Genomic DNA, 26843 nt, shown 5'->3' on the forward strand with positions numbered 1-26843 from the left:
CGTGGTGCCGGGAGGACGCCCCAGTGCGGATCAGGCGAGGTTGTGCGGTCCGAAGGCCTGCGGCAGGACCCGGTCCAGGGTCCAGACCCCTTCGGGGGTGTCGATCAGCAGGTCCGGCCCCCCGTGCTCGAAGAGCAGCTGGCGGCAGCGCCCGCACGGCATCAGGGCCTCGCCCCGGCCGTCGACGCAGGCGAACGCGGTCAGGTGGCCGCCGCCGGTGGCGTGCAACGCGCTGACCAGGCCGCACTCGGCGCACAGGCCCACACCGTAGGAGGCGTTCTCCACGTTGCAGCCGGTGACGACCCGGCCGTCGTCGACCAGCGCCGCCGCCCCGACCGGGTACTGCGAGTAGGGCGCGTAGGCGCGTCCCATGGCCTCCCGCGCCGCCTCGCGCAGCGCGGCCCAGTCCACGGACTCGGATCCCGGTGTCGTGTCGCTCATGAGCGGCTCGCCCTCCACTGCTTGCCGATGCCCGCCGGCGGCCGCAGTCGCTGGGAGGCCAGGGACAGCACCAGCAGCGTGGCGATGTGCGGGCTGTAGGTGGCCAGTTCGCGCGGCAGCGAGTCGGTGGTGAGGTACCAGATCAGCAGCAGCACACCCGCGACCACGCTGGCGATGGCGACGCCCTTGCGGTCGTTGCGGACCTGCCAGACCGCCACCGCCAGCAGCGCCACCGCCAGGAGCAGGAGCAGGGCGTGGATGGCCGCGCCGCCGCCGCGCAGCTGCAGCGCGTCGGTGTAGCCGAACAGCCCGGCGCCCATGGCCAGTCCGCCCGGACGCCAGTTGCCGAAGATCATCGCGGCCAGACCGATGTAGCCCCGGCCGCCCGTCTGCCCCTCCTGGTAGATGCTGGAGGCCACCAGCGCCAGGAAGACACCGCCCATGCCCGCCAGCCCGCCGGACACCACGACCGCGATGTACTTGAAGCTGTAGACCGGCACACCGAGGGACTCCGACGCGTCGGGGTTCTCGCCCACCGACCGCAGCCGCAGGCCGAACGTGGTCCGCCACAGCACCAGGTAGGTCAGCGGGATCATCAGGAGCGCCACGAGCGTCAGCGCCGACATGCGGGTGGTCAGGCCGACCACCACGGAGGCCAGGTCGCTGACCAGGAACCAGCCGTGGTCCGCGACCGGGCCGAGCAGGCTGTCCACGTACGGCAGGTTCAGCTTCGGGAACTCCGGCGTGCTCGGCGACTGGGCCGCTCCCGCGCCGGGCACGTCCGAGTACAGCAGGATCGACATGTAGCGCATCGCGCCGAGCGCGAGGATGTTGATCGCCACACCGGAGACGATGTGGTCGACCGCGAACGTCACGGTGGCCACGGCGTGCAGCAGGCCGCCCGCCATGCCGCCCAGGACGCCGGCCAGCAGGCCGATCCAGGGGTTGTCGAAGGTCCAGGCGAAGTAGGCCCCGAACCAGGTGCCCAGGATCATCATGCCTTCGAGGCCGATGTTGATCACGCCCGCGCGCTCGGCCCACAGACCGCCCAGGCCGGCCAGGCCGATGGGCACCGCGAAGGTGAGCGTGGTGTTGATGGTGCCGGCGTCGACGAGCATGTCCTGGCCGGTGATGACCCGCAGTCCCGCGAGGGACACGAACACCGCGCCCATCAGGGACAGCAGACGCCACCGGGCACGCCTGGAGGCGCGGGACGCGGGTGTGCGCACCGGTTGCATCACGTTGAGTTCCTGGCTCATTTCGCCTCACCGCCACCCGTGGTCTCGACGGTTGCGCCGAGTTGTCGACCGATCTGCTGCTGCTGGTAGCGCCGGCCCCAACGGTGCACGACCTCGTAGACGACCACGACGGTGAGCACGATGGTGGCCTGCGCGATGACCGCGATCTCCTGCGGGATGGCGTCGAAGGGCAGGATGCCCGCCGCCTGGTTCAGGAAGGACCAGAACAGGGCGGCGAAGACGATACCGACCGGGTGGTTGCGGCCCAGCAGCGCGATCGCGATGCCGATGAAGCCGATCCCGGTCGGGAAGTCCAGTGCGTAGTAGTGCGAGTGCCCGAGCAGCTGGGGCAGGCCCACCAGCCCGGCGACCATGCCCGAGAAGAGCATGGACAGGAACACCATCTTCTTGACGTTGACGCCGCTGGCCTCGGCGGCCGACTGCGACTGGCCGGTGGCCCGCAGCTCGAAGCCGAAGCGCGTGCGGTTGAGCATCACCGAGTAGGCGATGCCGACCGCGGCGGCCAGGAACACCAGGCCGAAGATCTCGTTCTCCGAGCCGAGGAAGCCCGCGGGGATGCCGGGCACCCACGAGGACTCCGCCATCGGCGGGGTGCCGATGTTGTTGGTGCTGATCTGCACCGCGAGGCGGTCGGTGTTGAGCAGGTAGGCGGTGATACCGGTGGCGATGGCGTTGAGCATGATCGTGGAGATCACCTCGGACACGCCCCGGGCCACCTTCAGGTACCCGGCGATCCCCGCCCAGGCGCCGCCCACGGCCACGGCCGTGAGGATGATGATGATCTGGCTGATGACCGTCGGCAGCACGAGGTAGCCGCCGACGGCCGCGGCGACCAGGGCCGCGAGCCGGTACTGGCCGTCCACACCGATGTTGAACAGCTTCATCTTGAAGCCGATCGCCACGGCGACGGCGGCCAGGTAGTACGTGGTGCTGTCGTTGATGATCTGCACCATGCTGTCGGGACGGGTCCCGTACTCCAGCATGCGGGCGAAGGTGGCCGTCGGCGCGATCCCGCTGAAGAACAGGACCGCGGCGGTGACGCCCATGGCGATCACACCGGCGACCAGGACCGCGGCGAAGGACAGGGCCAGCATCGCGCCCAGGCGGTGGAACAGCACGAACGCCAGGGCCGAGCCGATGAGGCCGCCCAGGGCGGCCGCGACCGGTTCGATGAGCTGCAGGTCCAGCACCCAGGCGGACAGCAGGCCGCCGGCCACGGACAGCACCAGCGCGGTCGGCACGACCAGGGTGTTGTGGAGGGCCGTGCCCTCCTCCTTGGTCCCGTCGGCGCCGGACCGGAACTCCTCCGGCACCATGTGCCGGGTCAGGCCCACGAAGGCGAAGGCGGAGACGACGCCGATGATGAGCGCGGCCCACCACAGCAGGCCCATGTCGACGACGAAGGTGACCGCCGTGCCCAGCACGGCGGCGATGGCCAGGCCTGCCGGGCCCGGCAGGCTCCGGGTGGGGCGGGTTGCGTCACTCATGCTCCGCCCCCGTTCTCGCTTCGGTCGGCACCGTCAGCACCGCTGTCACCTTCTGTCGGACCGTTCTCCCCGTGCAGGCCGGCGCCGGTCATGGCCGAGCCGAGCTGTTCGGGGGTGACGGTGGTCGGGTCTGCCTGGGCGACCAGACGGCCGCGCAGGATCACGTGGAGGGTGTCGGACATGCCGATCAGCTCGTCGAGGTCGGCCGAGACCAGCAGGACGGCCAGGCCCGCGGCACGGGCCTCGCGCAGCTGCTCCCAGATCGCGGACTGGGCCCCCACGTCCACACCCCGGGTGGGGTGGGCGGCGACCAGGAAGCGCGGCGCACCGCTCATCTCCCGGCCGATGATGAACTTCTGCTGGTTGCCGCCGGAGAGGGCGTCGGCGATCACGTCGATGTTGGGCGTGCGCACGTCGTACTCCGCGACGATGCGCTCGGAGTCGGCGCGTGCGCCGGCCTTGTTGATCCAGGGTCCGCGGACGCTGGGGGCCTGCGACTGGTGGCCCAGGATGCGGTTCTCCCACAGCGGGGACTCCAGCAGCACGCCGTGCCGGTGGCGGTCCTCGGGGATATAGCCGACCCCGGCCTCGCGCACCCTGAGCGTGGACCAGCCGGTGATGTCGATGCCCTCCAGGGCGATGGACCCGGAGGAGACCTGCCGCATGCCCATGATCGCCGCGATCAGCTCGGACTGGCCGTTGCCCTCGACGCCGGCGATGCCGACGATCTCGCCCTTGCGGATGTCGACGCTGACGCCGTCCACCACGGGCCGGCCGTCGGCCGCGGTGACGGTCACCCCGTTCAGGGACAGCACGACGTAGTCGGTCACCGTGGACTCGCGCAGTTCGGGGACCGGCAGCTCGCCGCCGACCATCAGCGTGGCCAGCTCGCGGGCGGTGGTCGCGTGGGGGTCGGCGGTGGCCACGGTGGTGCCCCGCCGGATGACGGTGATCTCGTCCGCGACGGACAGGACCTCGTCGAGCTTGTGCGAGATGAAGATGACGGTGAGGCCCTCGCGCTTGAGCTCGCGCAGGTTGTCGAAGAGCTCGTCGACCTCCTGCGGGACCAGCACCGCGGTGGGCTCGTCGAGGATGATCGTCTTGGCGCCGCGGTAGAGGACCTTGAGGATCTCCACGCGCTGGCGGTCGCCGACGCCCAGTTCCTCCATCAGGCGGTCGGGCTCGACCCCGAGCCCGTACTGGTCCGACAGCTCCTGGATGCGGGCGCGGGCGCGGCGGCCGATGCCGTGCTCCCGCTCGGCGCCCAGGACCACGTTCTCCAGGACGGTGAGGTTGTCGGCCAGCATGAAGTGCTGGTGGACCATGCCGATGCCGTGCCTGATGGCGTCGGAGGGCGAGTGGAAGCGCACCTCCTCGCCGCGGATGAGGATGCGTCCCTCGTCCGGGCGGTGCATGCCGTAGAGGGTCTTCATCAGGGTGGACTTGCCCGCCCCGTTCTCGCCGACGATGGCGTGCACGGTACCGGGAGCCACGGTGATGTCGATGTCGTGGTTGGCCACGACGCCGGGAAAACGCTTGGTGATCCCGTGCAGCTCAACGGCGGGAGGACCGGAGGTCTCCACGCCCGATGGCGTGCTGCTCATCTGTCTCCTTGTGGGAATCGCGGCGGGGCGGGGCCTGCTCCGGGCGTGCCCGCCACCGGCGCGGAACGGCGACCGGGACGGCACCGGCCACGGGATCCCTCCCGTGCCCGGTGCCGCCCTCGGGTGTGTGCGACGGCCCGCGCGGGAGGGGTGTCCCCCTCGCGGGCCGTCGCACGATTCACGCTACGGCGTGGACGAGACCTCGATCTCGCCGTCGATGATCTGCTGCTTGAGCCCGTCCAGCTCCTCCTGGACAGGGCTGATCAGCTCCTCGTTGGAGGTGGTGTAGTCGACGCCGCCGTCGGCCAGGTCGAAGCGCTGGATGCCCGACTGCGGGTCGCCGTCCACGACGGCCTTGATCATCTCGAAGACGGCCACGTCCACCTGCTTGATCGCGGAGGTGAGGACGTAGGGCTTCTGGGAGTCGTCGGCGTTCTCGTACTGGTCGCTGTCCACGCCGACGAAGAGGAAGTCGTTCTCCTCGGCCGCCTGCAGGACACCGTTGCCGGAGGCGCCGGCCGCGTGGTAGATGACGTCGGCGCCGCGGTCGTGCTGGGCCTGGGCGGCCTCACGGCCCTGGGCCGGGTCGGAGAAGCCGCTGAAGTCCGGCGGCTGGCTCAGGTAGTCGATCTCGATGCTGATGTCGGAGTCGACGTGCTCGACACCCTGGACGAACCCGGCCTCGAACTTCTGGATCAGCGGGGTCTCGACGCCGCCGATGAAGCCGACGTGGTCCTCCTCGGTGGACAGCGCCGCGGCGGCACCGGCCAGGAAGGAGGCCTGCTCCTCGGCGAAGACCAGGCTGGTGACGTTGTCGATGTCCTCGATCTCGGAGTCGACGATCGCGAACTGCACGTCCGGGTAGTCGGCGGCCACGGACTCGACGGACTCGGCGTAGGCGAACCCGACGGCGATGACGACGTCGAAGCCCTCCTCGGCCATGGTGCCCAGGCGGTCGGCCTTGGCGGACTCGGCCTCTCCGTCGGTCGGCTCGAAGTCACGGGTCTCGACGCCCAGCTCATCGGCCGCGCGCTCCAGACCGCGGTAGGCGGAGTCGTTGAACGAACGGTCGCCACGGCCGCCGACGTCGTAGGCCAGGCCCACACGAACGTCAGTGGACTCCTCGCCCTCCGTCTCGGAGCCGCTCTCCTCGGCCGGGTTGTCGCATGCGGTGAGGGCCAGCACACTCGCTGCCGCGATCGCGGCGAACTTGGCTGCGTTGCTGCGCTTCACTTCGGTAACTCTCCCCTTCGCCCTCTCAGCGGCCCACATTCGCGCGGAACCGACCTGAGTTCTGCTGCCGGACAATATCCGCTGGCCGAAAGTACACCTAACCAACGGGCGGAGTTGTTATGAAGGCGAGAGCAGAGTGACACGGGTCCTTACTCGGAAGTTACCAAGAGCACACTCGGACCGGCCAACCAGGAATCGGGAGACCGTTTTCGACCTCCTGTTCCCCCTTCCTGGCAGCAACTACCACCCCACGCGCCCGGCACGTCACCGACGGTGCCGAGACACACGTCACCGCGTCCGGTCTAGACCGGACTACCCAACCGGCGGAACCGCCTCGTCACCCCCGCGGGCCCGCTCCGCCAGGAACTCCACGACGGCCTGCTTGAAGACCCGGGAGGAGACCGCGTTGGCGTGGTCCCGCCCCGGAATCGCCACGTGCGTCCCGCCGCAGCGAGACGCCAGGCCCTCCGCGCCCGCGGCGAGGGTATCCCGGGCCCCGGAGACCAGCAGGACGGGCACGCCGACGGGGAGCCGATCGGCGGTGAAGGGACGCGAGGCCTGACCCCGGGCGCAGGCGGCCAGGGCGGCGGGGTCGTTGCCCGGCAGAGCGGCGACCGTGCGGAAGACGTGGTCGAAGGGAGTGTCGCCGGAACCCGGGCCGGACAGGTCGGTCCCGGCGAAGGCGTCGCCCGGACCGAAGCCGCCCAGGACCAGGGACCGCACCCGCGCGGGGTGGCGCAGGGCCAGTTCCCAGGCCAGGCGAGCGCCCATGGAGTAGCCGACCGCGTCCACCCGTGCCACACCCAGCTCGTCGAGCATCGCCACCAGGTCGGCGACGTAGTGTTCGGGCAGGTAGGAGCCGCTGTCGGTGGGCTTGTCGCTGCCCCCGTGGCCGCGCAGGTCCGGCCCCAGGACGCGCCGCCCGGCGTCGGCCAGCGCCTGGGTCCAGCCCGTGGCCCGCCAATTCATGTCGAAGGTGGTGCCGAAACCGTGCAGGAGAAGGACGGGGACGGCCGTGCCCGGCTCCTCCGGCCGCAAATCCACATAGCGCATTGTTACGTCTCCGGCGAGATTCGCGGTCATGATTCCTCGTGTCCTTTGCCGGGGTTGGGGAATGATCCGAAAAATCCGAAGGGCCATTCAGATGTTCCTATAAAAGAGCCGCCCGGACGGCCGCCCCGTTCGTGGGCATCTCCAGTCCGGGCGGCCGGCGGAGCGGGTCAGTCCGTGGGCGGCTTGAGTCGGACGCGGCGGGCCGGCCTGGCCTCCTCCGCGGGCACCCTTCCGACGATCCCCGCCTGCGGCTCCCGCGCCTCGACGGCGAAGGTGACCAGGGGCGCCCCCACGGCCACGACCTCGTCCTCGGCGGCGTGGAGCTCCACGACCCGGCCCTCCTTGGGCGAGGGGATGACCACGGCCGACTTGGTCGTCTCCACCTCCACCAGGGGGGCGTTGCGCTCGATGCGGTCGCCGACGGCGACCTGCCACTCCAGGACGGTCGCCTCGACCAGGCCCTCGCCCAGGTCCGGAAGCGTGAAGGTGACGTTCTCTTCTGCCATGGTCGGTCTAGTACTCCAGAGTCCGTTGGACCGCGAACAGGACGCGGTCGATGGTCGGCAGGTACTGCGGTTCCAGGGGTCCGGCGGGGTAGGGCACGTCGAATCCGGTGACGCGCTGGACCGGCGCGGACAGGTCGCGGAAGCAGTTCTCCGTGACCAGCGCGGCCACCTCGGCGCCCAGTCCCGCGGTGAGCGGCGCCTCGTGCACGACCACCGCGCGCTTGGTCCGCGAGACGGAGGCGGCGAGTCCGGCGGTGTCGATGGGCTTGAGCCAGCGCAGGTCGAGCACCTCCAGCTCGACACCGTCCTCGGCGGCCAGTTCGGCGACCTTGAGGCACCGGTGCACCATCGCTCCCCAGGCGATGAGCGTGGCGTGGCGGCCGTGGCGCACGATGCGGCTGGTGCCGATGGGATCGGTGGGCTCGCGCAGCACGACGGGCTTGCGGTCCCAGTAGCGGGCCTTGGGCTCCATGTAGACGACCGGGTCGTCGCTGCGCACCGACTGCAGCAGCAGGCTGTAGGCCTCGGCGGCGTCGGAGGGCGCGGCGACCTTGAGGCCCGGGGTGTGCGCGAAGAGCGCCTCCAGGCTCTCCCCGTGGTGTTCGGGCGCCTGGATCCCGCCGAAGGAGGGCAGGCGCAGCGTGATCGGCATGGGCGCGGCGCCGCGGGTCCGGTAGTTCATCCGTGCGACCTGGTTGACGATCTGGTCGACGGCCGGATAGGCGAAGCCGTCGAACTGGAGCTCGGGGACGGGCCGCCAGCCGTTCATGGCCAGGCCGACCGCCATGCCCATGATCGCGGATTCGGCCAGGGGCGTGTCGAAGACGCGCTGGTCGCCGAACTCCTTCTGCAGGCCGTCGGTGACGCGGAAGACGCCGCCGAGGGCGCCGACGTCCTCACCGAAGACCAGGGTGGCGGGGTCCTCGGCCAGCAGGACGCGCAGGGCGCGGTTGATCGCCTGCTGCATGGACAGTTCGACGGTCGGGGGCTCGGCGGTGGCCTCGTCCCGCTCGATCAGCTCGGTCACAGCTCGACCTCTTCCTGCCAGGTACGGCGCTGCCGGGACAGCTCCTCGGTGGTCTCCCGGAAGACGTGCGTGAACAGGTCGGACCCGTCCGGTTCGGGTGCGGAGGCGACGCCGTCGCGGATCCGTGCCGCCTGCCGGCGGGCGCGGGCGTCGTCCTCGGCCAGGTCCTCCTCCGCCGCGTGCCCGGCGGCGAGCAGGGCGCGGCGCAGGAGGGTGACGGGGTCGCGCTCGCGCCAGCGGGCGGTCTCGGCCTCGTCGCGGTAGCGGGTGGGGTCGTCGGAGGTCGAGTGCGGCTCCACGCGGTAGGTGAGCGCCTCGATGACGGTGGGCCCGTCCCCGCGGCGGGCCCGGGCCACGGCCTCGGCGGTGGCCTCGTACACCGCTCCGGCGTCGTTGCCGTCCACCAGCACGCCGGGCAGGCCGTAGCCCTGGGCGCGCGCGGCGACCGACCCGCCCGCGACCTGGCGGTCATTGGGGACCGAGAGCGCCCACTGGTTGTTCTGGCAGAAGAAGACGACCGGAGCACGGAAGACGCCGGCGAAGTTCATCGACTCGTGGACGTCGCCCTCGGAGCTGGCGCCGTCGCCGAAGTAGGCCAGGGCGACGCCGTCGTCACCGCGCAGCCGCTCGCCCACCGCCCAGCCGACGGCGTGCGGGACGGGTCCGCCGACGACGGCGTTGACGGCGCCGAAGCGCGAGGCCATGACGTCGTAGAGGCCGCCGTGCCACAGGGCGCGGTGGGAGGACATGTAGCCGACCATCTCCACGCCGTAGGCGAGGGCCGAGGCCATCTCGCGGTAGGTCGGGAAGACGAAGTCGCGCGTGTTGTCCAGGGCCGAGGCGCTGGCGACCTGGGCGGCCTCCTGGCCCCGGACCGACACGTAGGCGGGGAAGACGCCCTGGCGCTGGAGGGCGATGGCCTCGGTGTCGAGGTCGCGCGCGGTGCGCATGTGGCGGTAGAGCGCGCGGGTGAGGTCGGCGGGCAGGTGGTCCACCGTGATCGACCCGGGGGCGACTGGACGCGCAGCGTCTCCGTTGAGGGGGGTAGCCCCACTCTCCCCGTGAGGGCTCTGGGGCGATGGCGGGTGACGGACGGGGGTGGCTGGACGCGCAGCGTCTCCGTTGAGGGGGGTAGCCCCACTCTCCCCGTGAGGGCCCTGGGGCGATGGCGGGTGACGGGTGGGCATTCGAGCGGCTCCCAACATGTCCCCGTCGCTCGCGCGGTCAGGGCTCGGGGTGGTTCACGGTCCACCTCTGATTCTGCGCAAGACTCGACAGATCCGCTAGATATCTCCTCGTACTTGATACACATGAGCGCGAAACAGGGCACATCGTTCGCGAACGTCCAGTATGACGGCCATCCTGAGCCCGAAAAGGACACCATGGCCTGTACACCCACGAACCAGGCTCGATCGCCCATCGACACGCACTCCGCGGACAGCCCCGCACGCGCCCGGCGATCGTCTGGACCAGAACGGCCATGGCTGCGCTCCCACCTACCACTCGTCGACGAAATGGCCGATAAATGCGACAAACAGACCCGGAAACGGCGTCGAACGAGAAGTTCTGCGCTGTTCTGCGCAACCCGGTGTAGTTACTCACCAGTCAGGGAAACCCCCGTCCCATCGCGGGCATCCACCATGAGTACAGTCAGACGCCCGGCGCGCTCTCCGGCACGTCGGGCCCCGGCGGGGGCCGCGCACCCGCTCCGCCCGACTCTCCGACCCCACCCCCACCAGGTCCGCATTCCGATCCGAACGTCTCGCCATATGAGACGACAATGGACGAAAACAACGTTTACCTGGTAGTTCGTTAGCCCCCGTCAATGACGACACCCGGGGGTCAACGGCTACGACAAGAGCACACGAGGAGCACGCACATGGCCATGGGCGAACAGCGCAGGAACGGCCGGCGGCCGGATACGACCGACCAGACGATCCTCAGCGCGCTCGCCAAGGACGCGCGAACCGGGATCACGGAGATCGCCGCACTCGCCAACGTCTCTCGGGCCACCGCCTACAACCGGATCAAGCGGCTCACCGACGAGGGCGTCATCCGCGGCTACTCCGTGGTGACGGACCACTCCAAGATGGGCCTCGGGGTCACCGCGCTCGTCCTCATCTCCGGGAGCCAGCCCGACTGGAGGGCCAACAGGGAGATCCTGTCCTCCTACCCGGAGATCGAGTACTGCTGGTACGTCGTGGGCTCCGCCGACATCGTCCTACTCGTCCGCGTCGCCAACACCAACCAGCTGCGGGACCTGATCCTCACCCGCCTGCAGTCACTCCCCGGTGTGACGTCCACCCAGACGCTCACCGTCATCGACGAGGTCGTACACCGACCGGTCGTGGAGCCCACCACGAGTGAGTAGGACGCGCCCGGCGGGTAAGGACCGATCCCCGTTCACGCACTGACCGCATCGGCGACCGAGGCCATCAGCTCGGACAGCAGTTCCGAGCCGCGCGCGCGGGTGGCCGCCGCGTCGCCGTCCACGTCCAACACCACCTCGACGTAGGCCTTCAGCTTGGGCTCGGTGCCCGAGGGCCGCAGAGTCACGCGTCCCCGGACGCTGCCCTCCAACCGGAAGCGCAGCGCGTCGGTCGGCGGCAGGCCTGCACGGCCGCCGGCGAAGTCGTCCATGCCCGCGACCTTCAGCGGACCGAACGCGGCGGGCGGTTCGGCGCGCAACCGCCGCATCGCCGCGACGATGACCGACAGGTCCTCCACCCGCACCGACAGCTGGTCGCTCAGGTGCAGGCCGTACCGACGGGCCTGCGCGTCGAGCAGGTCGACCAGCGTCAGCCCCTCGCGCTTGGCGCCCGCCGCCAGCGCCGCCACGGCCAGCGCCGCGCTGATCCCGTCCTTGTCGGCCACCGGCCGGCCGCCGTCGCCGCCGACGCAGTAGCCCAGGGCCTCCTCGAAGCAGAACACCCGCTTGCGTCCCGGCGCCCCGGCCCGTGCCAGCCACTTGAACCCCGTCAGGGTCTCCTCGTAGTGCACCCCGCGGTCCGCCGCGATCTTGCCGAGCAGGCTGGAGGAGACGATGGACGTGGCCACCACCCGCTCCGGTCCGCAGGTGTGGTCGAGCACGAACTCCGCCAGCAGCCCGCCGACCTCGTTGCCGGTCAGCAGCCCGTGCCCGGGCACGGCCACCGCCAGGCGGTCGGCGTCGGGGTCGTTGGCGATCACCAGGTCGACCCCGGCCGCCTCCCCCTCGGCCGCGGCCATGTCCATGGCGCCGGGTTCCTCGGGGTTGGGGAACTCCACGGTCGGGAAGTCCGGGTCGGGGTCGAACTGGGCGGCGACCACGGCCGGGCGGGCGAACCCGGCCCGCTCCATGGCCTGGAGCAGGACCCGTCCGCCCACACCGTGCATGGCGGTGTAGGCCGTCGCCAAGTCGCGGTCCGATCCCAGCGGCAGCGAGGTGACCGCGGCCAGGTAGCGCTCCACGGCCTCCTCCCCCAGGACCGTCCACTCCTCGCCCAGGGGCAGCGCGCCGACCGGCCCGACGGCGTCGATGGCCGCGGCGATCTCGGTGTCGACCGGGGAGACGATCTGGGTGCCGGCGTCGTGGCCCGTCCCGCCGACGTAGACCTTGTAGCCGTTGTCCTGTGGCGGATTGTGGCTCGCAGTCACCATGATCCCGGCGTCCGCGCCCAGGTCGCGCACGGTGAAGGCCAGGACCGGGGTGGGCAGCGGGCCCGGCAGGACCGAGACCCGGTGCCCGGCCCCGGTGAGCACGGCGGCGCTGTCGGCCGCGAAGTCGGCGGAGCGGTGGCGGGCGTCGTAGCCGATGACCACGTGCCGGCCCCCGCCGCCGAGCCAGGCGCCGATCCCGGCGGCGGCCCGCATGACCACCGCCCGGTTCATCCGGTTGGGACCGGCGCCCAGGGCTCCGCGCAGTCCGGCCGTGCCGAACTCCAGACTCGCGCGGAAGCGGTCGGCGAGGTCGGCCAGCGCGGCCGCCCCTCCGTCCTCGGCCAGGGCCAGCAGCCCGGCCAGTTCCGCGCGCGTGTCGGGGTCGGGGTCCTGGTCGAGCCAGTCCCGGGCCCGGGTGAGGAGTTCGGCGTCGGTCATCGGAGGTCGGGTCCCTTCACAGTTTCGCGACGATGTCGGTGAGCAGGCGGCCGACGGTCCCGGCCGCGTCGCGTCCGGTGGACAGCACCTTCTCGTGGTCGAGATCGGCGCCCTCCAGCCCGGCGGCGATGTTGGTGACCAGGGACAGTCCGAGCACCCGTGCCCCCGCCTCGCGCACGGCGATGGCCTCCAGGGCCGTGGACATGCCGACCAGGTCGGCGCCCATGGACCGGAGCATGCGGATCTCGGCGGGGGTCTCGAAGTGCGGGCCGGGCATGGCGGCGTAGACGCCCTCGGGCAGGCCCGGGGCGACCGAGCGGGCCAGCGCGCGCAGTTCCGCGGAGTAGGTGTCGGAGAGGTCGACGAAGGTGGCGCCGGTGAGCGGGGACCGCGCGGTCATGTTGATGTGGTCGGCGATGAGCACCGCCGAACCCACCGGGTAGGCGGGGTTGATGCCGCCCGCGGCGTTGGTGAGCACGACGGTGCGCGCCCCGGCCGCCACGGCGGTGCGCACCCCGTGGACGACGGCGTCGGTGCCGTGGCCCTCGTACAGGTGGGTGCGGCCGAGGAAGGTCAGGATGGCGCGGTCGCCGTCGCTGATGCTGCGCACGGTGCCGCTGTGGCCGGCGACCCCCGGCGGGAGGAAGCCCGGCAGGTCGGCGGCGGGGAACTCGTGCGTGGAGTCGCCGAGGAGGTCGGCGGCGGGGGCCCAGCCCGAGCCCATGACCAGGGCGACGTCGTAGGCGTCCACGCCGGTGCGCGAGCGCAGCGCGGTGGCGGCCTCCGCGGCGGCGGCCTGGGGTGTGCGTGTCACTGGGTGTTCTCCGTTCGTTCGTGCCGCGGGAGCGGCGCGCGGCGCACTCCCGTGACCAGGGGGCGGGACATGACGAGTTGCGGTCCGGCGCTCCCCACGATCCGCCGTCCGGTGGGGGCGAACCCTGCGGCCGCGTAGACGCGCTCCGCCTGGTGGTTGGCCTCGTTGACGCACAGCACGATCTCGGCGGTGGTGGGAGCCACGCCCGCGACCAGGAGGTCCAGCAGCGGAGCGGCGCACGCCGCCCGCCCGACCCCCCGGCCCTGCCATTCTGGCGTGACGTAGTAGGCGCGCAGCAGTACCGCGCGCTCCGGCGCGTCGACCAGGGGTTTGAGGGCACTGCCGCGGTCGACGATGCCGAAGCCGACACAGGCCTCCCGGGCGGCCGCCGGGTCCGCGGGCCCGGCCCCCGTGCGCACCACGGCGAAGGGGAAGCGGTCGGGATCGGCGTCGGCGGCGGGCAGGGTGGCCACGGGCAGTCCCGTGTACTTGGCCTGGCCGGGGGCCAGCCGGTGGCGCAGCACGGCCTGGCGCAGCAGGGCGACCTCGGGGGTGGTCCGGTCCAGACGGACCAGGCGCAGCCCGGGAACGCGCCCGTTGTCGGGGCTGTGGGGGTCGGTCTGTCCTCGCGTGTTCGTCGGCACCTTCGCTCCTCGTCGGCCACGTCGGACCGGGACCCGGGCGGGCCCCGGTCCGACAGTGTCACACCCCGATCGGATGCCAGACGGTCTTGGTCTCCAGGAACGGCGTCATCCGGGAGGTGCCGGGATCGGGGTCCAGCCAGGCGTCCTCGCCCCCGCCGGACTCGGGTCCCGGGCGCACGACCCTGGTCAGGGTGGTCGCCGCGGTCTCCTCGAACTCCGCCGCCCGGTCGCCGGCCCCGGTCAGGTCCAGGGCGTTGACGTCGGCGTGCGCGGCCAGGTGCGGGCCGAGTTCGCCCACGCGGCCGGTGAGCAGGTTGACCACTCCGCCGGGCAGGTCGGAGGTGGCCAGGACCTCGGCCAGGTCGACCGCGGCCAGCGGCGCGTGCTCGGAGGTGACCACCACGGCGGTGTTGCCGGTGGCGATGACCGGCGCGACCACGCTGGTCAGGCCGAGCAGCGGTGCGTCCTGGGGCGCGAACACGGCCACGACGCCGGTGGGCTCGGGCGCGGAGTGGTTGTAGTACGGACCCGCCACCGGGTTGGACCCGCCGAGCACCTGGGCGACCTTGTCGGTCCACCCCGCGTAGTACACCCAGCGGTCGACGGCGGCCGAGACCGCGCGTTCGGCGGCGCCGCGGGAGATCCCCTGGGCGGCCACGGCCTGGGCGGTGAACTGTTCGCGCCGGCCCTCCAGGACCTCGGCGACCCGGTACAGGATCTGGCCCCGGTTGTAGGCGGTGCGCGCCGACCAGCCGTCGAAGGCCTTGCGCGCCGCCACGACCGCCTCGCGCGCGTCCTTGCGCGAGGCCAGGGAGGCGTTGGCCAGGTGGTCGCCCTTGGCTGAGGTCACCGGATAGCTCCTGCCGGACTCCGAGCGTGGGAAGGCCCCGCCCAGGTAGAGCTTGTAGGTCTTGCGGACGGCCAGGCGCCCTGGGACCGGGGCCGGCTCCGCGGCGCCCTTCCCGGGGTTCTTCCCGGCGTTGCCCTTGCGCCGCTCAGCCAAGGTAGGCCTCCAATCCGTGCCGTCCGCCCTCGCGGCCGTATCCCGACTCCTTGTAGCCGCCGAAGGGGCTGGTCGGGTCGAACTTGTTGAACGTGTTGGACCAGATGACGCCGGCGCGCAGGCGCTCGGCGGTCCAGAGCATGCGTGAGCCCTTCTCGGTCCACACGCCCGCGGACAGCCCGTAGGGGGTGTTGTTGGCCTTGGCCACCGCCTCCTGCGGCGTGCGGAAGGTCAGCACCGACAGCACGGGCCCGAAGATCTCCTCGCGGGCCACGCGGTGGGCCTGGCTGACCCCGGTCAGCAGGGTCGGCGCGAACCAGTAGCCGGCCGAGGGCAGCTCGCAGGGCGGTGACCAGCGTTCGACGCCCTCGTCCGTGCCGGAGTCGGTCAGCTCGCGGATGCGCTCCAGCTGCGCGGCGGAGTTGATCGCACCGATGTCGGTGTTCTTGTCCAGCGGGTCGCCCAGGCGCAGCTTGGCGACGCGGTCCTTGAGCCGGGGCAGCAGTTCGTCGGCGATCGACTCCTGCACGAGCAGCCGGGATCCGGCGCAGCACACGTGGCCCTGGTTGAAGAAGATGCCGGTGACGATGCCCTCGACGGCCTGGTCGATCGCGGCGTCGTCGTAGACGATGTTGGCGCCCTTGCCCCCCAGCTCCAGGGTGAGGCGCTTGTCGGTGCCCGCGACCGAGCGGGCGATGCCGCGCCCGACCTCGGTGGAGCCGGTGAAGGCCACCTTGTCGGTGCCGGGGTGCTCGACCAGGGCGCGGCCGGTCGCGCCCGCGCCGGTGAGGATGTTGACCACGCCCGGGGGCAGGTCGGCCTCCTGGCAGATCTCGGCGAAGACCAGCGCGGTCAGCGGCGTGGTCTCGGCGGGCTTGAGCACGACCGTGTTGCCGGTGGCCAGCGCCGGGGCGATCTTCCACGCCAGCATGAGCAGCGGGAAGTTCCACGGGATGACCTGGGCGGCCACGCCCAGCGGGCGCGGGTCGGGGCCCAGGCCCGCGTGGCGGAGCTTGTCGGCCCAGCCCGCGTAGTAGAAGAAGTGGGCGGCCACGAGCGGCAGGTCGACGTCGCGCGTCTCCTTGATGGGCTTGCCGTTGTCCATGGACTCCAGCACGGCCAGCTCGCGCGAGCGCTCCTGGATGATCCGGGCGATGCGGAAGAGGTACTTGCCGCGCTCGGCGCCGCTCATCCGGCTCCACACGGTGTCGTAGGCACGGCGGGCCGCGGCGACGGCGCGGTCGACGTCGGCCTCCCCGGCGACGGCGACCCGGGCGAGCTCGGTCTCGTCGGCCGGGTTGAGCGAGGTGAGGTACTCGTCGCTCTTCGCGGGCGTGAACTCACCGTCGACGAACAGGTCGTAGGTCTCGCGCAGGGTGACGACGGAGCGGGACTCCGGCGCGGGCGCGTACTCGAAGATCACGGCTCAGTCCTGCGTGTAGTAGTCGGGGCCCGGATAGGTGCCCGTGGTCAGCCTGGTCCGCTGCATGAGCAGGTCGTTGAGCAGGCTGGAGGCGCCGATCCGGAACAGGTCCGGGGTCAGCCAGGCGGGGCCGGCGATCTCGTTGACCAGCACCAGCTGGCGGATGGCGTCCTTGGTGGTGCGGATGCCGCCCGCGGGCTTGACGCCCACGCGGGCGCCGGTGGCGGCGTAGTGGTCGCGCACGGCCTCCAGCATGACCAGGACCACGGGCGGGGTCGCGGCGGGCGCCACCTTGCCGGTGGAGGTCTTGATGAAGTCGGCTCCGGCGCGGATGGCCAGGTGCGAGGCGCGGCGCACGTTGTCGTAGGTGACCAGTTCCCCGGTCTCCAGGATGACCTTCAGGTGGGCGGGGCCGCAGGCCTCCTTGACGGCGACGATCTCGTCGTGGACCTTCAGGTAGTCCCCGGACAGGAACGCGCCGCGGTCGATGACCATGTCGATCTCGGCGGCGCCGTCGGCCACCGCCCGCCGGGTGTCGGCGAGTTTGACCTCCAGGGGCGCGCGCCCGGCGGGGAAGGCGGTGGCGACCGAGGCCACGCCCACGCCGGTGCCGCGCAGGGCCTCCACGGCCGTGGCGACCATGTCGGGGTAGACGCACACGGCGCCCACCCGGGGCACGGTGCGGTCGGCGGGGTCGGGGAGGGCGGCCTTGGCGCACAGGGCGCGCACCTTGCCGCGCGTGTCGGCTCCCTCCAGGGTGGTCAGGTCCACCATCGAGATGGCGAGGTCGATCGCCTGGGCCTTGGCGGTGGTCTTGATCGACCTCGTGGCCAGGTCCTGGGCGCGGGCGCGTGCGCCGACCTCGTCCACGCCCGGGAGGCCGTGCAGATACGCCCGGAGCGCGCGGTCGGTCGTCGCCTCCGGCGCGGTTGCTGTGTGGGACACGGGCACCTACTGCTCGGTGGGTCGGTGTGCTGGTCACGGGCCCACGGACGCTGTGGGGCCAGCGAAAACGTGGGCCTGGGCGGCCCGGTGCCGCGGGGGTCTCCCCCGGTTCGGGTCCGTCAGGCAGTCACCATAACCCCGGGTGCCGCCGGCGTCAGTACCCGCCCGGACCGTGCCGTCCAAGGTTGGAGGAGCCTCCAACCGCGCGGTCGTCCCACCTTCGGCACATCCTCCAATCCGCAGCGGAAAACCTCGGAGAACCGGCCCTGGCCCCACGCAGCGCACCCGTCTCGGCGCGGGTGCGGTCTAGACCGGACAGACCGATCCCGCCCGTACCGACGCCGGTGAAACGAACGCTCTATCGACTAGCCTCGACCCCATGAGGATCTCCGCCACCCGCCCCGCGTCCGACACCCGTGAACGCATCGTGCGCTCCACCTCGCACCTGATGCAGCGCCAGGGCTACGACGGAACCGGGATCAAGCAGATCTCGCAGGAGTCCGGGGCGACGATGGGATCGGTCTACCACTTCTTCCCCGGTGGCAAGCGCGAACTGGCCGTCGCCGCGATCCGGCTCGGCGACGCCGAGTTCGCCGCGGAACTGCGCGGCGCGCTGGCCGACGGGCAGGACCCCGCCGCGGCGGTCGCCGCGCTGGCGAACGCGCTCGCCGAGGGCCTGCGCGCGTCGGACTGGCTCGACGGCTGTCCGGTCTCCACGACCGCCATGGGCACCGCCGGACGGCTGCCGGACGTGCAGGAGGCGGCGGCCGAGGCGTTCGCGCACTGGCGGGACCTGGTCGGAGCGCGCCTGCGCGCGGCGGGCCTGCCCGAGGACGACGCCCGCGATCTGGCGCACACCGTGATCAGCGCACTGGAGGGCGCCGAGTTGGCCGCCCAGGTCTCACGCAGCACGGAGCCGCTCCAGGTGGCGGGCCGCCACCTGGAGCGGCTGATCAGGTCCTATCGCTGACGTCCGGGGCGCCCCGGAGCCGGGTCAGGCCACGGGCCGGCGGAACACGTCGAGCAGGCTCGTGAAACTGTCCTCCTGGCGCCCCGCCGCCATGCCGCGCCGGAAGACCTCCAGCACCGCCGCGGGCAGCAGGCCGTCCACGCCCGCGTCCTGGGTGGTGCGCAGGACGTGGTCGACGCTGGCCGCCCCCATGGAGAGGCGATCGGCGTCGCCGGGGTGCTCGCCGGCGGCGATCCTCGGCGTGTAGAAGGCGATGAACTCCGGCAGCGAGGCCATCACCTCCGCGGCGAGCGCCCCGATGTCCTCGGCCGCGATCCCGTTGGCCTCGGCCACCGCGGCCGCGTGCAGGTAGGACACCATCGAGGTCCAGAACATGTCCATGTTCAGCTGGTAGAGCAGCGCGGCCGCCCCGGGGTCCTCCCCCCGGTGGTCGGCGCGGCCCAGCACCTCCAGTGCCTCCCGGTGGGCCTGGAGCACCTCGCCCGGTCCGCTGTAGAGGATCACCGACTCCGGCCGCCCGATGTCCCTGGGCGAGGCCAGGGCCGCGCCGGTGAGGTACGCGCCGCCGTGGCCCCTCACCCACTCGGCGACTTCGCGGGACCGCCGCGGGGTGTCCGAGGTCAGGTTGGCGACCGTGCGGCCCCTGAGGGCGTCGACCGCCTGCCCCAGGACGGCGTAGGCGGCGTCGTGGTCGGTCAGGCTCAGTACCACGGGCCCGCCCGCGGTGAGGGCGGCCTCGACGGTCCCGGCCCGGTTCGCTCCCCGTTCCACGAGCGCGTCGGCCCGGGACGGCGTCCTGTTCCACACCGTCACCTCGTAGCCCCGGTCGAGGTAGGCGCCCGCCATCGCGCGCCCCATCGGACCGAGTCCCATGACCGTGATCCGCTTGCCTTCCATGAGCACTCCCCGCACTAGAAAGAACGTTCTATTCAGGCGCAGGCTAGCACACCACTAGAACGAACGTTCTACTCACTTCTCCGGCCCGGGGCCCGTGGCACGCCCGTCCGGCCGCGCGGAGGTTCTAACCTGGGGGCATGGCGGAGTTCCGGATCAGTAGCGATGACACCCAGGTCGACCTGCGCAAGATGGCCACCGCGCTGGCCGAGTCCCAGGGCTGGGCCCGCGAGGAGGTGGGCATCTGGGACAACCGCCAGGGCGAGGTCATCGTCACCGTCGACGACGCCCTGCTGCGCAAACGCGAGGTCGACCCGCTGCACCGGCCGCGGCACACGCCGCGCGCCGTGCACGAGGCCTGTGAGTACCTGCGCCACGAGGACCCCTCGCTGCGCCGGGTGGACTTCCGGGTCCTGCGCGAGGTGACCGCGCGGTTCTTCTCCGCCGGCTGGACCGTCGCCGACGTGCTGCACGCCCTGGCCGTACGGCCCGACGGCGCGGCCTGGCCCGAGGGCCCCGACCACCACGGCACCGACTGGCTCCAGGCGCGGCTGCGGGGCTGGCGGACCGCCAACGGCGACATCCGGCCCTCGCACTCGCAGGAGGCCGCCCAACTGCGCGTGATCAGCCGCGCGGGGCTGCCCATGGACATCGGCCTGCCCGAGGACGCCGAGGTCTCCCAGCGCCCGGTGGCCAGCCGCGCGGTGGCCCGCTCCGCGGCCGACGACGCGCGCCGCCTCATCCGGCAGAACACGCGCACCACCACCGACTCCCTGGCCCTGCGCGACCGCACCTCGAACCACATCACCCGGCCCGACGAGTCCTAGGGGGCGCTTCCTAGGGCGCGTTTGGTGGGCGCCGCTCCTCGCGCCACTCCTCGACGATGGCGACCGCGCCGTCGGCGGCCAGGGCCAGGCAGGCCTCGGCCGGCCCCCGGCGCAGCACCAGGAACCACAGGGTGGCGAAGACGAGCGCGCCGAGCACGAACCACTCCAGGAGCCAGGGCTGGCGCCACTCGACGGCCCCGTCCGCGACGATCACCATCAGGACCAGGATGTGCCCGGTGTAGACCGTCAGCGGCATCCGGCCCACGGAGGCCAGCGGGTACATCGCCCACCGCGCGCGCTCGGCCAGCCACATGCACGCCACGAGCACGAGGAGGCCCTGCCCGACCGCCTCGGCGATCTCGAAGGTCGTCCCGGTGTGGGGGGTGTTCACGGCCAGCCACCACCAGCTGTCGGTGGGGACCTGGCCGGAGATGGAGTTGGCCTCCTCCATGACGCCGGCGCGCAGCTGCTCCAGCAGCACGGGGTCCATGTTCGGGGTGAGGGGGTATCCGCCCATGAACGCGCTGCCGTCCTCGACCAGGCGGTCGAGCCCGCCCAGCGGGTGCAGGAGCAGCCAGGATCCTCCGTAGGCGAAGACCGACAGCCCCGCGCCGATCCCCAGGAGCCTGAGGCGCACCGCCGTGGAGCGCAGGTCCATCCGGCCCACCGCCAGCCCCGCGGCCACGAACGCCATGAAGGTGATCGCCGGATAGTAGCCGGTGAGGAGGAACTCGGGGAGCGAGGACAGGGAGGAGGTGCGGGGCGCGGCGTCCACGACCGTGTCGCGCAGCAGGAAGGACAGCGGTGGACCGACCACCGCCAGGGCGCCCGCCACCGCCCACAGCGCTCCCGAACGCAGGCGGGTCAGGGGCAGCGCCAGGACGAAGAAGCCCGCGTAGTACGTGAGGATGATGGCGACCGGCACGCCGGTGAGGTCCAGCAGGACGCCGAGCAGGCCGATGAGCACGGCGCGGGTGAGCACCCGCACGGCGGCGCGCCGCCAGGGGACGCCGGTGACCGGGGCGGTACGTCCGGTCATCAGCGCCAGGGAGAGCCCGGCCAGCAGCGCGAACAGCGCCGAGGAGTTGCCGCGCACCAGTCCGTGCAGAGTCCACGCGTGACCCTCGGGGGACAGCAGCCCCATGGACTCCACGCCCAGGTGCACGGCGAACATGCCGAAGACCGCGATGGCGCGCGCCGCGTCGACACCGTCGATTCGGGGGCTTGCGGAGGGGGCCGCGTCGGGGGCGGCGGCGGTGTCGTCGGATCGCTTCTGTGCCACGTTCGTCAGAGTATGCGCGTTCCGCGCACCTGCCCAAGGCACGACGTCAGGCCGGGTGGGCGGCGGAGCGCTCCGCCGCCCACCCGGTGCGGGGTCACTCCTGGCCGGCGAGCTCGCTGAAGTAGTCCAGCGCCTCGGGGTTGGCCAGGGAGTCGCGGCTGGCGACCTTGTCGGGGCTCTCGCCCATCAGGATGCGCTTGACCGGGACCTCCAACACCTTGCCCGACAGGGTGCGGGGCACCGCGCCGATCACGCGCACCCGGTCGGGCACGTGCCGGGGCGAGCAGTCGGTGCGGATCCGGCGGGCGATCTCCTTGGGCAGGTCGCCCTCCAGGTCCGCGCCGGGCCGCAACACGGTGAACAGCTCGATCCGCGACGAACCGTCCCCCTGGGGCACGTCCACGACCAGGGCGTCCACGACCTCCTCCAGCGCCAGCACCGCCCGGTAGATCTCGCTGGTGCCCATGCGCACGCCGCCGCGGTTGATGGTCGAGTCCGAGCGCCCGTAGATGATGGCGGTGCCGCGCTCGGTGATCTCGATCCAGTCGCCGTGGCGCCACACGCCCGGGTAGACGGAGAAGTAGCTGTCCCGCAGCCGCTCGCCGTCGGTGTCGCCCCAGAAGAAGATCGGCATGGACGGCGCGGGCTCGGTGACCACGAGTTCGCCGACCTCGCCCACCAGCTCCCGGCCGTCGGGGTCCCAGGAGGCCACGGCCATGCCCAGGGCGCGCGACTGGATCTCGCCCTCGTAGACCGGCAGGGTCGGCGTGCCGCCGACCAGGCAGCTGCACACGTCGGTGCCGCCGCTGGTGGAGAACAGCCACAGGCCGTCGCCGAACTCCTCGTACACCCAGGCGAAGGCCTCCGGGCTGAGCGGGGATCCGGTCGAGCCGATGGCCCGCAGGCGCGACAGGTCGCGGCCGCGGCGCGGGTGCAGATCCTCCTTCATGCAGGAGGACAGGTACCCGGCGCTGGTGCCGAACACCGTCACCCCGGCCTCGGCCGCCAGGTCCCACAGTCCGCCCAGATCCGGCGAGGACGCCTCGTCCGACGGGTGGGCGGGGGGCGCGGAGTGGGCGGGGCTGCCGTCGTACAGGACGATGGAGGCCTTGGTCAGCAACACGCTGACCAGGAAGTTCCACATCATCCAGCCGGTCGTGGTGAACCAGAAGACCCGGTCCTCGTCCTGGGCGTTCAGGTGCAGGTGCAGGTTCTTGAGCTGCTCCAGCAGGATGCCGCCGTGCCCGTGCACGATCGCCTTGGGCAGGCCGGTGGTGCCCGAGGAGTACAGGACCCACAGCGGGTGGTCGAAGGGCACGGAGGCGAACTCCAGAGCGGCGTCCCCGCCGGAGGCCTCCAGGTCGCCCCACTCGACGGTGCCCTCCATCGGCAGGCCGGGCCGCAGGTAGTCCAGCAGCACGGTGTGCTCGACGGTGGGCAGCGCGGCGCGCAGCTCCTCCACCACGGGGCGGCGGTCGAAGTCCTTGCCGCCGTAGCGGTAGCCGTCGACGGCCAGCAGGACCTTCGGCTCGATCTGGGCGAAGCGGTCGATGACGCTGCGCACGCCGAAGTCCGGTGAGCAGGAGGACCACACCGCGCCGAGGGAGGACACGGCGAAGAACGCGGCGACGGTCTCGGGCAGGTTCGGCAGGTAGCCCACCACCCGATCGCCGGGGCCCACGCCGAGCTCGCGCAGGCCGGCGGCGATCGCGGCCGTGCGCCGGCGCAGCTCGCCCCAGGTCCACTCCCCCAGCGGCCGCAGTTCGGTGGCGTGCCGGATCGCGACCGCGTCGTCCTCGCGGTCGGCGAACACGTGCCGGGCGAAGTTCAGGGTGGCGCCGGGGAACCAGCGGGCCCCGGGCATCACACGCTCGGGCAGGACCTCCTCGTAGGGGGTGTCGGCCGCCACGCCGTAGTACTCCCAGATCGCGGCCCAGAAGTCCTCGATGTCGGTGGTCGACCAACGCCACAGAGCGTCGTAGTCGAAGGTCTCGGCCGCCTGCGGGTCCGCTTCCGGCCGGCCGAAGGCCCGCACCCCCTTGTGCTCCGCGGCCCATCGTGCGAACGCGACGATGTTGGCGGACTCGACCGCCGCCTCGTCGGGCTCCCAGAGCACCCGGGGGACGCTGCTCTCCGTCATTGGCCCGCCTTCCATGTGTTGCGTGTGGCTCTGAGACCCATCTAACAACACGGCCCACGGGCGGCGAAGCCCCGGCCTCGCCCTGGCGAGCACCGGGGCCCGAGGGCGTGTGCGCAGGTCACCACGGGGGTCGTGGGGCTGTGGGAGCCCCACGTTCCGGGGACGCGGCGGGGGTGGGAGTCCCCCATTGACAACCGCCGCCCGGCCCTGGACACCACACGTGGGGCCATCCCACCTCGCCCGGTGTGACGCGGCGGAGCGCACCCGGCCCGGCGGCCGCCGTCAGGCGGCGCGGCCGGTGTCGGTCGGCATGCGACCGGTGTCAGGCGGCGCGCAGTGCCGACACGGCCGCCACGGGGGTGTCCACGACCAGTGCGCCGGTGGCCGCCAGGCGTTCGCGTGCCATGAGCCCGCCCGCGACCAGGATGGCGTGGGCGCCCGCCTCGCGGGCGGCCCGGGCGTCGTCGTCGATGTCGCCGATGAGCACGACCTTGGCGGGGTCGACGCCCTGCCGGTCCAGGTGGCGCACCAGGTGTTCGGCCTTGGAGTCCTGCTCGGTCTCGAACTGGCGGCCGTCGACCCGCTCGAAGTGGCCGGTCAGGCCGCGCTCGGCGATCAGCGGCACGAGGTGGTCGTGCGAGGCCATGGACAGCAGGGACTGGCTGCCGCCGCGGTCGCGCCAGGTGTGCAGCACATCGGGCACGCCCTCGGCGAGGGAGCAGGAGGGCAGGTGCTCCAGGTAGTGGGAGTCGTAGAGACGCTCGGCCCGCTCCCACTCACCGTCCACGAACCCGCGTCCGAGGAGCTCCTCGTAGCAGGGGATGAGGGGGCGCCGGAAGACCGAGCGCCAGTACTCCAGTTCCACGGGGGCACGGCCGAACTCGGCGCACACGGCGTTCACCGCGGCCAGGTTGGCGTGGTTGTCGTCCAGGAGGGTGCCGTTCCAGTCCCAGACGATGTGCGTGATGTCGTTTCGGTCGAATGTCATCTCAGTCATTGCTCGCACTTTAGGACAACCGCCCGGTGGGGCGCCCCGGTTTTTCAGGATGACCTGCGTCGCTTCCGTGCGTTCGCGCTCCCTTGCCGCGAGAGTGGACGGCGGAGCGGGGGCAGCCATAGCGCTTTCGATAACGCGGTGTCGTCCCCTGGGCGAACGGCCGGGTTCGTAGGACGATGGCCCGACTCGAGTCCCCCTTCGACGAGGAGCCACACTTTGCCACCATCCCCCGGCAACGCACGATTCCTCCTGACGCGCGCGGGCGCCGTCGCCGCCTCCGCGCTGATGGCCGTCACGGTGCTGACCGCACCGGCGGCGGCCGATCCCCCCTCCCTGGTGGTCGAGGACGGCCGCACCCAGGTCGCCTTCGAGTTCGCCGACGCGATCTACCAGGAGGTCGACATCCGGACGGAGGCCGACAGCGACGGCGACGGCGAACTCGACACGGTCCGCATGCGGATCCTGCGCCCCAAGGAGAGCGACGCGGGCCTGGAGGTCGCCACCATCATCGAGCCCAGCCCCTACTGGGCGGGCGGCAACCCGGTCGCCAACCACGACGTGGACCTGGACACCGACGAGGCCGGCACCGTCCCGCGCGGCGGCCCGCGCGCGGACGAGACCGCCCTGGGCGCGGCCCTGGATCCCGCGGGCACCGGCGACCCCGGCGCCGCGGCCGAGGGGGCCGGTCCCAACACGTCCTTCTCCGGCTACTACGACAACTACTTCCTGCCGCGCGGGTACGCGGTGGCCCAGCTCGACAGCCTGGGCAGCGGCGACTCCACCGGCTGCCCCACCTCGGGCGCGCACAACGAGACGCTGGGCGCCAAGGCGGCCGTGGAATGGCTGACCGGTGACACCGTCGGCTGGGACGCCGACGGGGAGGAGGTCACCGCCGACTGGTCCAACGGCGCGGCCGCGATGACCGGGATCTCCTACAACGGCACGCTGCCCACCGCCGCCGCCACGACCGGCGTGGAGGGGCTGAAGACGATCGTCCCGCAGGCGGCGATCTCCTCCTGGTACGGCTACTACCGCGAGGGCGGCGCCGTGCGCGCTCCCGGCGGCTACCAGGGCGAGGACGCCGACGTCCTGGCCGAGTACGTGTACACCCGCGACGACGACGAGATCTGCCGCCCGGTGATCGACGCGCTCACCGAGGAGCAGGACCGCGTCAGCGGCGACTACACCGAGTTCTGGGACGAGCGGAACTACCTGGAGGACGCCGACGAGATCCGGGCGAGCGTGTTCCTCGTGCACGGCCTCAACGACGACAACGTCATGCCGGGCCAGGCCGCCGACCTGTGGGCGGCCCTGGAGGGAAGCGACGTCCCGCGCAAGCTGTGGCTGCACCAGGGCGCGCACATCAACCAGCTCTACCTGCGCGCCGACCCGTGGCTCGACCAGCTGCACGGCTGGTTCGACCACTGGCTCTACGAGGTCGACAACGGCATCACCGACGAGCCCGCCGTGGACGTGGAGGGCACGGACGGCACGTGGACGACCCAGGCGGACTGGCCGGGTGAGGGGACGGCGCCGGTCAAGCTGCACATGAACCCCGATCCCGACGCCGCCACCGGCGGCCTGGCACCGCGCCCGCGCCCGGTGCGCGAGGGCGCCGAGTCCTTCACCGACCAGGGGCGCACGCTCTCGCCGCAGGACCTGCTCGCCGATCCGGACTCGCCCGGGTCGACGTCGCTGGTCTACGTCTCCGAGGAGCTGGAGCAGGACGTGCGCCTGAGCGGTTCCGCGCGGGTCTCGCTGCGCGCGGCGATGGACGGCCCCTCGCCGTTCCTCACCGCGGCCCTGGTCGACCTGGGCACCGCCGAGCGGCCGACCGGCCGCCTGCGGTACGACTTCGACGACATGAACTGCTACGGCGAGTCCGTGCCGGGCGACGAGGGCTGCATCCCGACCGGGCACCACGTCACCGAGGAGGCCGACCACGCGATCATCGCGCGCGGCTGGCTGGACGCGCGCAACCGCACCTCGCAGGAGCGGCAGCGGCCGGTGGTGTCCGGGCAGTACTACCGCTACCGGTGGGACCTGCAGCCCGGTGACCACGTGTTCCCGGCCGGGCACCGGATCGGGATCATGGTGGTCTCCACCGACCACGAGCACACCCTGCGCTACCCGGCCGGCACCGAGGTGAGCGTCGACACCAACTCCGCGCACGTGACCCTGCCGGTGGCCGAGGGGCGCGACGCCCTCGACTGACCG

At 72.1% G+C, this 26843-nt stretch carries 23 protein-coding genes; 4 read left to right on the top strand and 19 right to left on the bottom strand.

Going from position 1 to position 26843, the window contains the following annotated elements; all coding sequences use genetic code 11:
- Nucleotides 1-30: 30 nt before the first annotated feature.
- The 9 genes from DFP74_RS00980 to DFP74_RS01020 form a co-directional block, all read right to left on the bottom strand.
- Nucleotides 31-459 (bottom strand): cytidine deaminase, encoded by a 429-nt coding sequence (locus DFP74_RS00980; RefSeq protein WP_121179971.1) that lies wholly within the window; start codon nucleotides 457-459, stop codon nucleotides 31-33.
- Nucleotides 438-1700, bottom strand: coding sequence for an ABC transporter permease (locus DFP74_RS00985; protein ID WP_121179972.1), 1263 nt, complete (start codon nucleotides 1698-1700; stop codon nucleotides 438-440). Before DFP74_RS00985 ends, DFP74_RS00980 begins: the two co-directional genes overlap by 22 nt.
- Nucleotides 1697-3187, bottom strand: a complete 1491-nt coding sequence (locus DFP74_RS00990; protein WP_121179973.1) for an ABC transporter permease — start codon at nucleotides 3185-3187, stop codon at nucleotides 1697-1699. The genes DFP74_RS00985 and DFP74_RS00990 overlap by 4 nt, the downstream gene beginning before the upstream one ends.
- Nucleotides 3184-4791, bottom strand: a complete 1608-nt coding sequence (locus DFP74_RS00995; protein WP_121179974.1) for an ABC transporter ATP-binding protein — start codon at nucleotides 4789-4791, stop codon at nucleotides 3184-3186. Before DFP74_RS00995 ends, DFP74_RS00990 begins: the two co-directional genes overlap by 4 nt.
- Nucleotides 4792-4974: 183 nt before the next feature.
- On the bottom strand, nucleotides 4975-6024 hold the full coding sequence (locus DFP74_RS01000) for a BMP family protein (protein ID WP_121179975.1): 1050 nt from the start codon (nucleotides 6022-6024) through the stop codon (nucleotides 4975-4977).
- A gap of 312 nt (nucleotides 6025-6336) precedes the next feature.
- A complete protein-coding gene (locus DFP74_RS01005; protein WP_121179976.1) occupies nucleotides 6337-7107 on the bottom strand; it encodes an alpha/beta fold hydrolase in 771 nt (256 codons plus the stop codon).
- A 137-nt stretch (nucleotides 7108-7244) separates the two neighbouring features.
- Nucleotides 7245-7583 carry a biotin/lipoyl-containing protein gene (locus DFP74_RS01010; protein WP_121179977.1) on the bottom strand — a complete coding sequence of 113 codons (339 nt, stop codon included), beginning with the start codon at nucleotides 7581-7583 and terminating at the stop codon, nucleotides 7245-7247.
- 7 nt (nucleotides 7584-7590) lie between these two features.
- Complete coding sequence (locus DFP74_RS01015; RefSeq protein ID WP_121179978.1) at nucleotides 7591-8610, bottom strand: alpha-ketoacid dehydrogenase subunit beta; 1020 nt, start codon at nucleotides 8608-8610, stop codon at nucleotides 7591-7593.
- Complete coding sequence (locus DFP74_RS01020; RefSeq protein WP_121179979.1) at nucleotides 8607-9605, bottom strand: thiamine pyrophosphate-dependent dehydrogenase E1 component subunit alpha; 999 nt, start codon at nucleotides 9603-9605, stop codon at nucleotides 8607-8609. The genes DFP74_RS01015 and DFP74_RS01020 overlap by 4 nt, the downstream gene beginning before the upstream one ends.
- An 884-nt stretch (nucleotides 9606-10489) precedes the next feature.
- Between DFP74_RS01020 and DFP74_RS01025 the strand changes: the two genes are divergently transcribed.
- Entirely contained in the window at nucleotides 10490-10981 is a 492-nt protein-coding gene (locus DFP74_RS01025) for an Lrp/AsnC family transcriptional regulator (protein WP_121179980.1), read from the top strand.
- Between the two features lie 32 nt (nucleotides 10982-11013).
- Here DFP74_RS01025 and DFP74_RS01030 read toward each other — a convergent pair whose 3' ends face one another.
- Genes DFP74_RS01030 through deoC form a run of 6 tightly spaced genes read right to left on the bottom strand, consistent with a single transcriptional unit; the run spans nucleotide 11014 to nucleotide 17522 of the window.
- The gene (locus DFP74_RS01030) at nucleotides 11014-12687 is read right to left on the bottom strand and encodes a phospho-sugar mutase (protein WP_121179981.1); all 1674 of its coding nucleotides are present in this window, start codon (nucleotides 12685-12687) and stop codon (nucleotides 11014-11016) included.
- A gap of 16 nt (nucleotides 12688-12703) precedes the next feature.
- The gene (locus tag DFP74_RS01035) at nucleotides 12704-13501 is read right to left on the bottom strand and encodes a purine-nucleoside phosphorylase (protein WP_121179982.1); all 798 of its coding nucleotides are present in this window, start codon (nucleotides 13499-13501) and stop codon (nucleotides 12704-12706) included.
- Nucleotides 13498-14145, bottom strand: coding sequence for a GNAT family N-acetyltransferase (locus DFP74_RS01040; protein ID WP_121179983.1), 648 nt, complete (start codon nucleotides 14143-14145; stop codon nucleotides 13498-13500). Before DFP74_RS01040 ends, DFP74_RS01035 begins: the two co-directional genes overlap by 4 nt.
- Before the next feature lie 58 nt (nucleotides 14146-14203).
- Complete coding sequence (locus tag DFP74_RS01045; protein WP_121179984.1) at nucleotides 14204-15148, bottom strand: aldehyde dehydrogenase; 945 nt, start codon at nucleotides 15146-15148, stop codon at nucleotides 14204-14206.
- Complete coding sequence (locus DFP74_RS01050; RefSeq protein ID WP_121179985.1) at nucleotides 15141-16571, bottom strand: aldehyde dehydrogenase family protein; 1431 nt, start codon at nucleotides 16569-16571, stop codon at nucleotides 15141-15143. Before DFP74_RS01050 ends, DFP74_RS01045 begins: the two co-directional genes overlap by 8 nt.
- 3 nt (nucleotides 16572-16574) lie before the next feature.
- The gene (gene deoC, locus DFP74_RS01055) at nucleotides 16575-17522 is read right to left on the bottom strand and encodes a deoxyribose-phosphate aldolase (RefSeq protein WP_121179986.1); all 948 of its coding nucleotides are present in this window, start codon (nucleotides 17520-17522) and stop codon (nucleotides 16575-16577) included.
- Nucleotides 17523-17895: 373 nt separating this feature from the next.
- Here deoC and DFP74_RS01060 point away from each other — a divergent pair, with 373 nt between their 5' ends.
- Nucleotides 17896-18486, top strand: a complete 591-nt coding sequence (locus tag DFP74_RS01060; protein ID WP_121179987.1) for a TetR/AcrR family transcriptional regulator — start codon at nucleotides 17896-17898, stop codon at nucleotides 18484-18486.
- Nucleotides 18487-18510: 24 nt separating this feature from the next.
- Here the strand turns inward: DFP74_RS01060 and DFP74_RS01065 are convergent, their stop codons facing one another.
- Nucleotides 18511-19383, bottom strand: coding sequence for an NAD(P)-dependent oxidoreductase (locus DFP74_RS01065; RefSeq protein ID WP_121179988.1), 873 nt, complete (start codon nucleotides 19381-19383; stop codon nucleotides 18511-18513).
- A gap of 137 nt (nucleotides 19384-19520) precedes the next feature.
- On the opposite strand from DFP74_RS01065, the gene DFP74_RS01070 reads away from it, so the two are divergent.
- The gene (locus tag DFP74_RS01070) at nucleotides 19521-20207 is read left to right on the top strand and encodes a hypothetical protein (RefSeq protein ID WP_121179989.1); all 687 of its coding nucleotides are present in this window, start codon (nucleotides 19521-19523) and stop codon (nucleotides 20205-20207) included.
- 10 nt (nucleotides 20208-20217) lie between these two features.
- Here the strand turns inward: DFP74_RS01070 and DFP74_RS01075 are convergent, their stop codons facing one another.
- From DFP74_RS01075 to DFP74_RS01085, 3 genes are all read right to left on the bottom strand, one after another.
- A complete protein-coding gene (locus DFP74_RS01075; RefSeq protein WP_121179990.1) occupies nucleotides 20218-21489 on the bottom strand; it encodes a heparan-alpha-glucosaminide N-acetyltransferase domain-containing protein in 1272 nt (423 codons plus the stop codon).
- Between the two features lie 94 nt (nucleotides 21490-21583).
- The gene (locus tag DFP74_RS01080; RefSeq protein ID WP_121179991.1) at nucleotides 21584-23629 is read right to left on the bottom strand and encodes an acetoacetate--CoA ligase; all 2046 of its coding nucleotides are present in this window, start codon (nucleotides 23627-23629) and stop codon (nucleotides 21584-21586) included.
- A gap of 322 nt (nucleotides 23630-23951) precedes the next feature.
- The gene (locus DFP74_RS01085) at nucleotides 23952-24626 is read right to left on the bottom strand and encodes an HAD family hydrolase (protein WP_121179992.1); all 675 of its coding nucleotides are present in this window, start codon (nucleotides 24624-24626) and stop codon (nucleotides 23952-23954) included.
- 216 nt (nucleotides 24627-24842) lie between these two features.
- Between DFP74_RS01085 and DFP74_RS01090 the strand changes: the two genes are divergently transcribed.
- Nucleotides 24843-26840, top strand: a complete 1998-nt coding sequence (locus DFP74_RS01090; RefSeq protein WP_255499275.1) for a Xaa-Pro dipeptidyl-peptidase — start codon at nucleotides 24843-24845, stop codon at nucleotides 26838-26840.
- The last annotated feature ends 3 nt before the right edge of the window (nucleotides 26841-26843 follow it).

The sequence above is a fragment of the Nocardiopsis sp. Huas11 genome (genome assembly GCF_003634495.1).
Taxonomy (GTDB): domain Bacteria; phylum Actinomycetota; class Actinomycetes; order Streptosporangiales; family Streptosporangiaceae; genus Nocardiopsis.

Coding starts and splice junctions, on each gene's coding strand:
- DFP74_RS00985 (WP_121179972.1), bottom strand. CDS start 1,700: ATGAGCCAGGAACTCAACGTGATGCAACCGGTGCGCACACCCGCGTCC.
- DFP74_RS00990 (WP_121179973.1), bottom strand. CDS start 3,187: ATGAGTGACGCAACCCGCCCCACCCGGAGCCTGCCGGGCCCGGCAGGC.
- DFP74_RS00995 (WP_121179974.1), bottom strand. CDS start 4,791: ATGAGCAGCACGCCATCGGGCGTGGAGACCTCCGGTCCTCCCGCCGTT.
- DFP74_RS01005 (WP_121179976.1), bottom strand. CDS start 7,107: ATGACCGCGAATCTCGCCGGAGACGTAACAATGCGCTATGTGGATTTG.
- DFP74_RS01010 (WP_121179977.1), bottom strand. CDS start 7,583: ATGGCAGAAGAGAACGTCACCTTCACGCTTCCGGACCTGGGCGAGGGC.
- DFP74_RS01025 (WP_121179980.1), top strand. CDS start 10,490: ATGGCCATGGGCGAACAGCGCAGGAACGGCCGGCGGCCGGATACGACC.
- DFP74_RS01030 (WP_121179981.1), bottom strand. CDS start 12,687: ATGACCGACGCCGAACTCCTCACCCGGGCCCGGGACTGGCTCGACCAG.
- DFP74_RS01060 (WP_121179987.1), top strand. CDS start 17,896: ATGAGGATCTCCGCCACCCGCCCCGCGTCCGACACCCGTGAACGCATC.
- DFP74_RS01065 (WP_121179988.1), bottom strand. CDS start 19,383: ATGGAAGGCAAGCGGATCACGGTCATGGGACTCGGTCCGATGGGGCGC.
- DFP74_RS01070 (WP_121179989.1), top strand. CDS start 19,521: ATGGCGGAGTTCCGGATCAGTAGCGATGACACCCAGGTCGACCTGCGC.
- DFP74_RS01080 (WP_121179991.1), bottom strand. CDS start 23,629: ATGACGGAGAGCAGCGTCCCCCGGGTGCTCTGGGAGCCCGACGAGGCG.
- DFP74_RS01085 (WP_121179992.1), bottom strand. CDS start 24,626: ATGACTGAGATGACATTCGACCGAAACGACATCACGCACATCGTCTGG.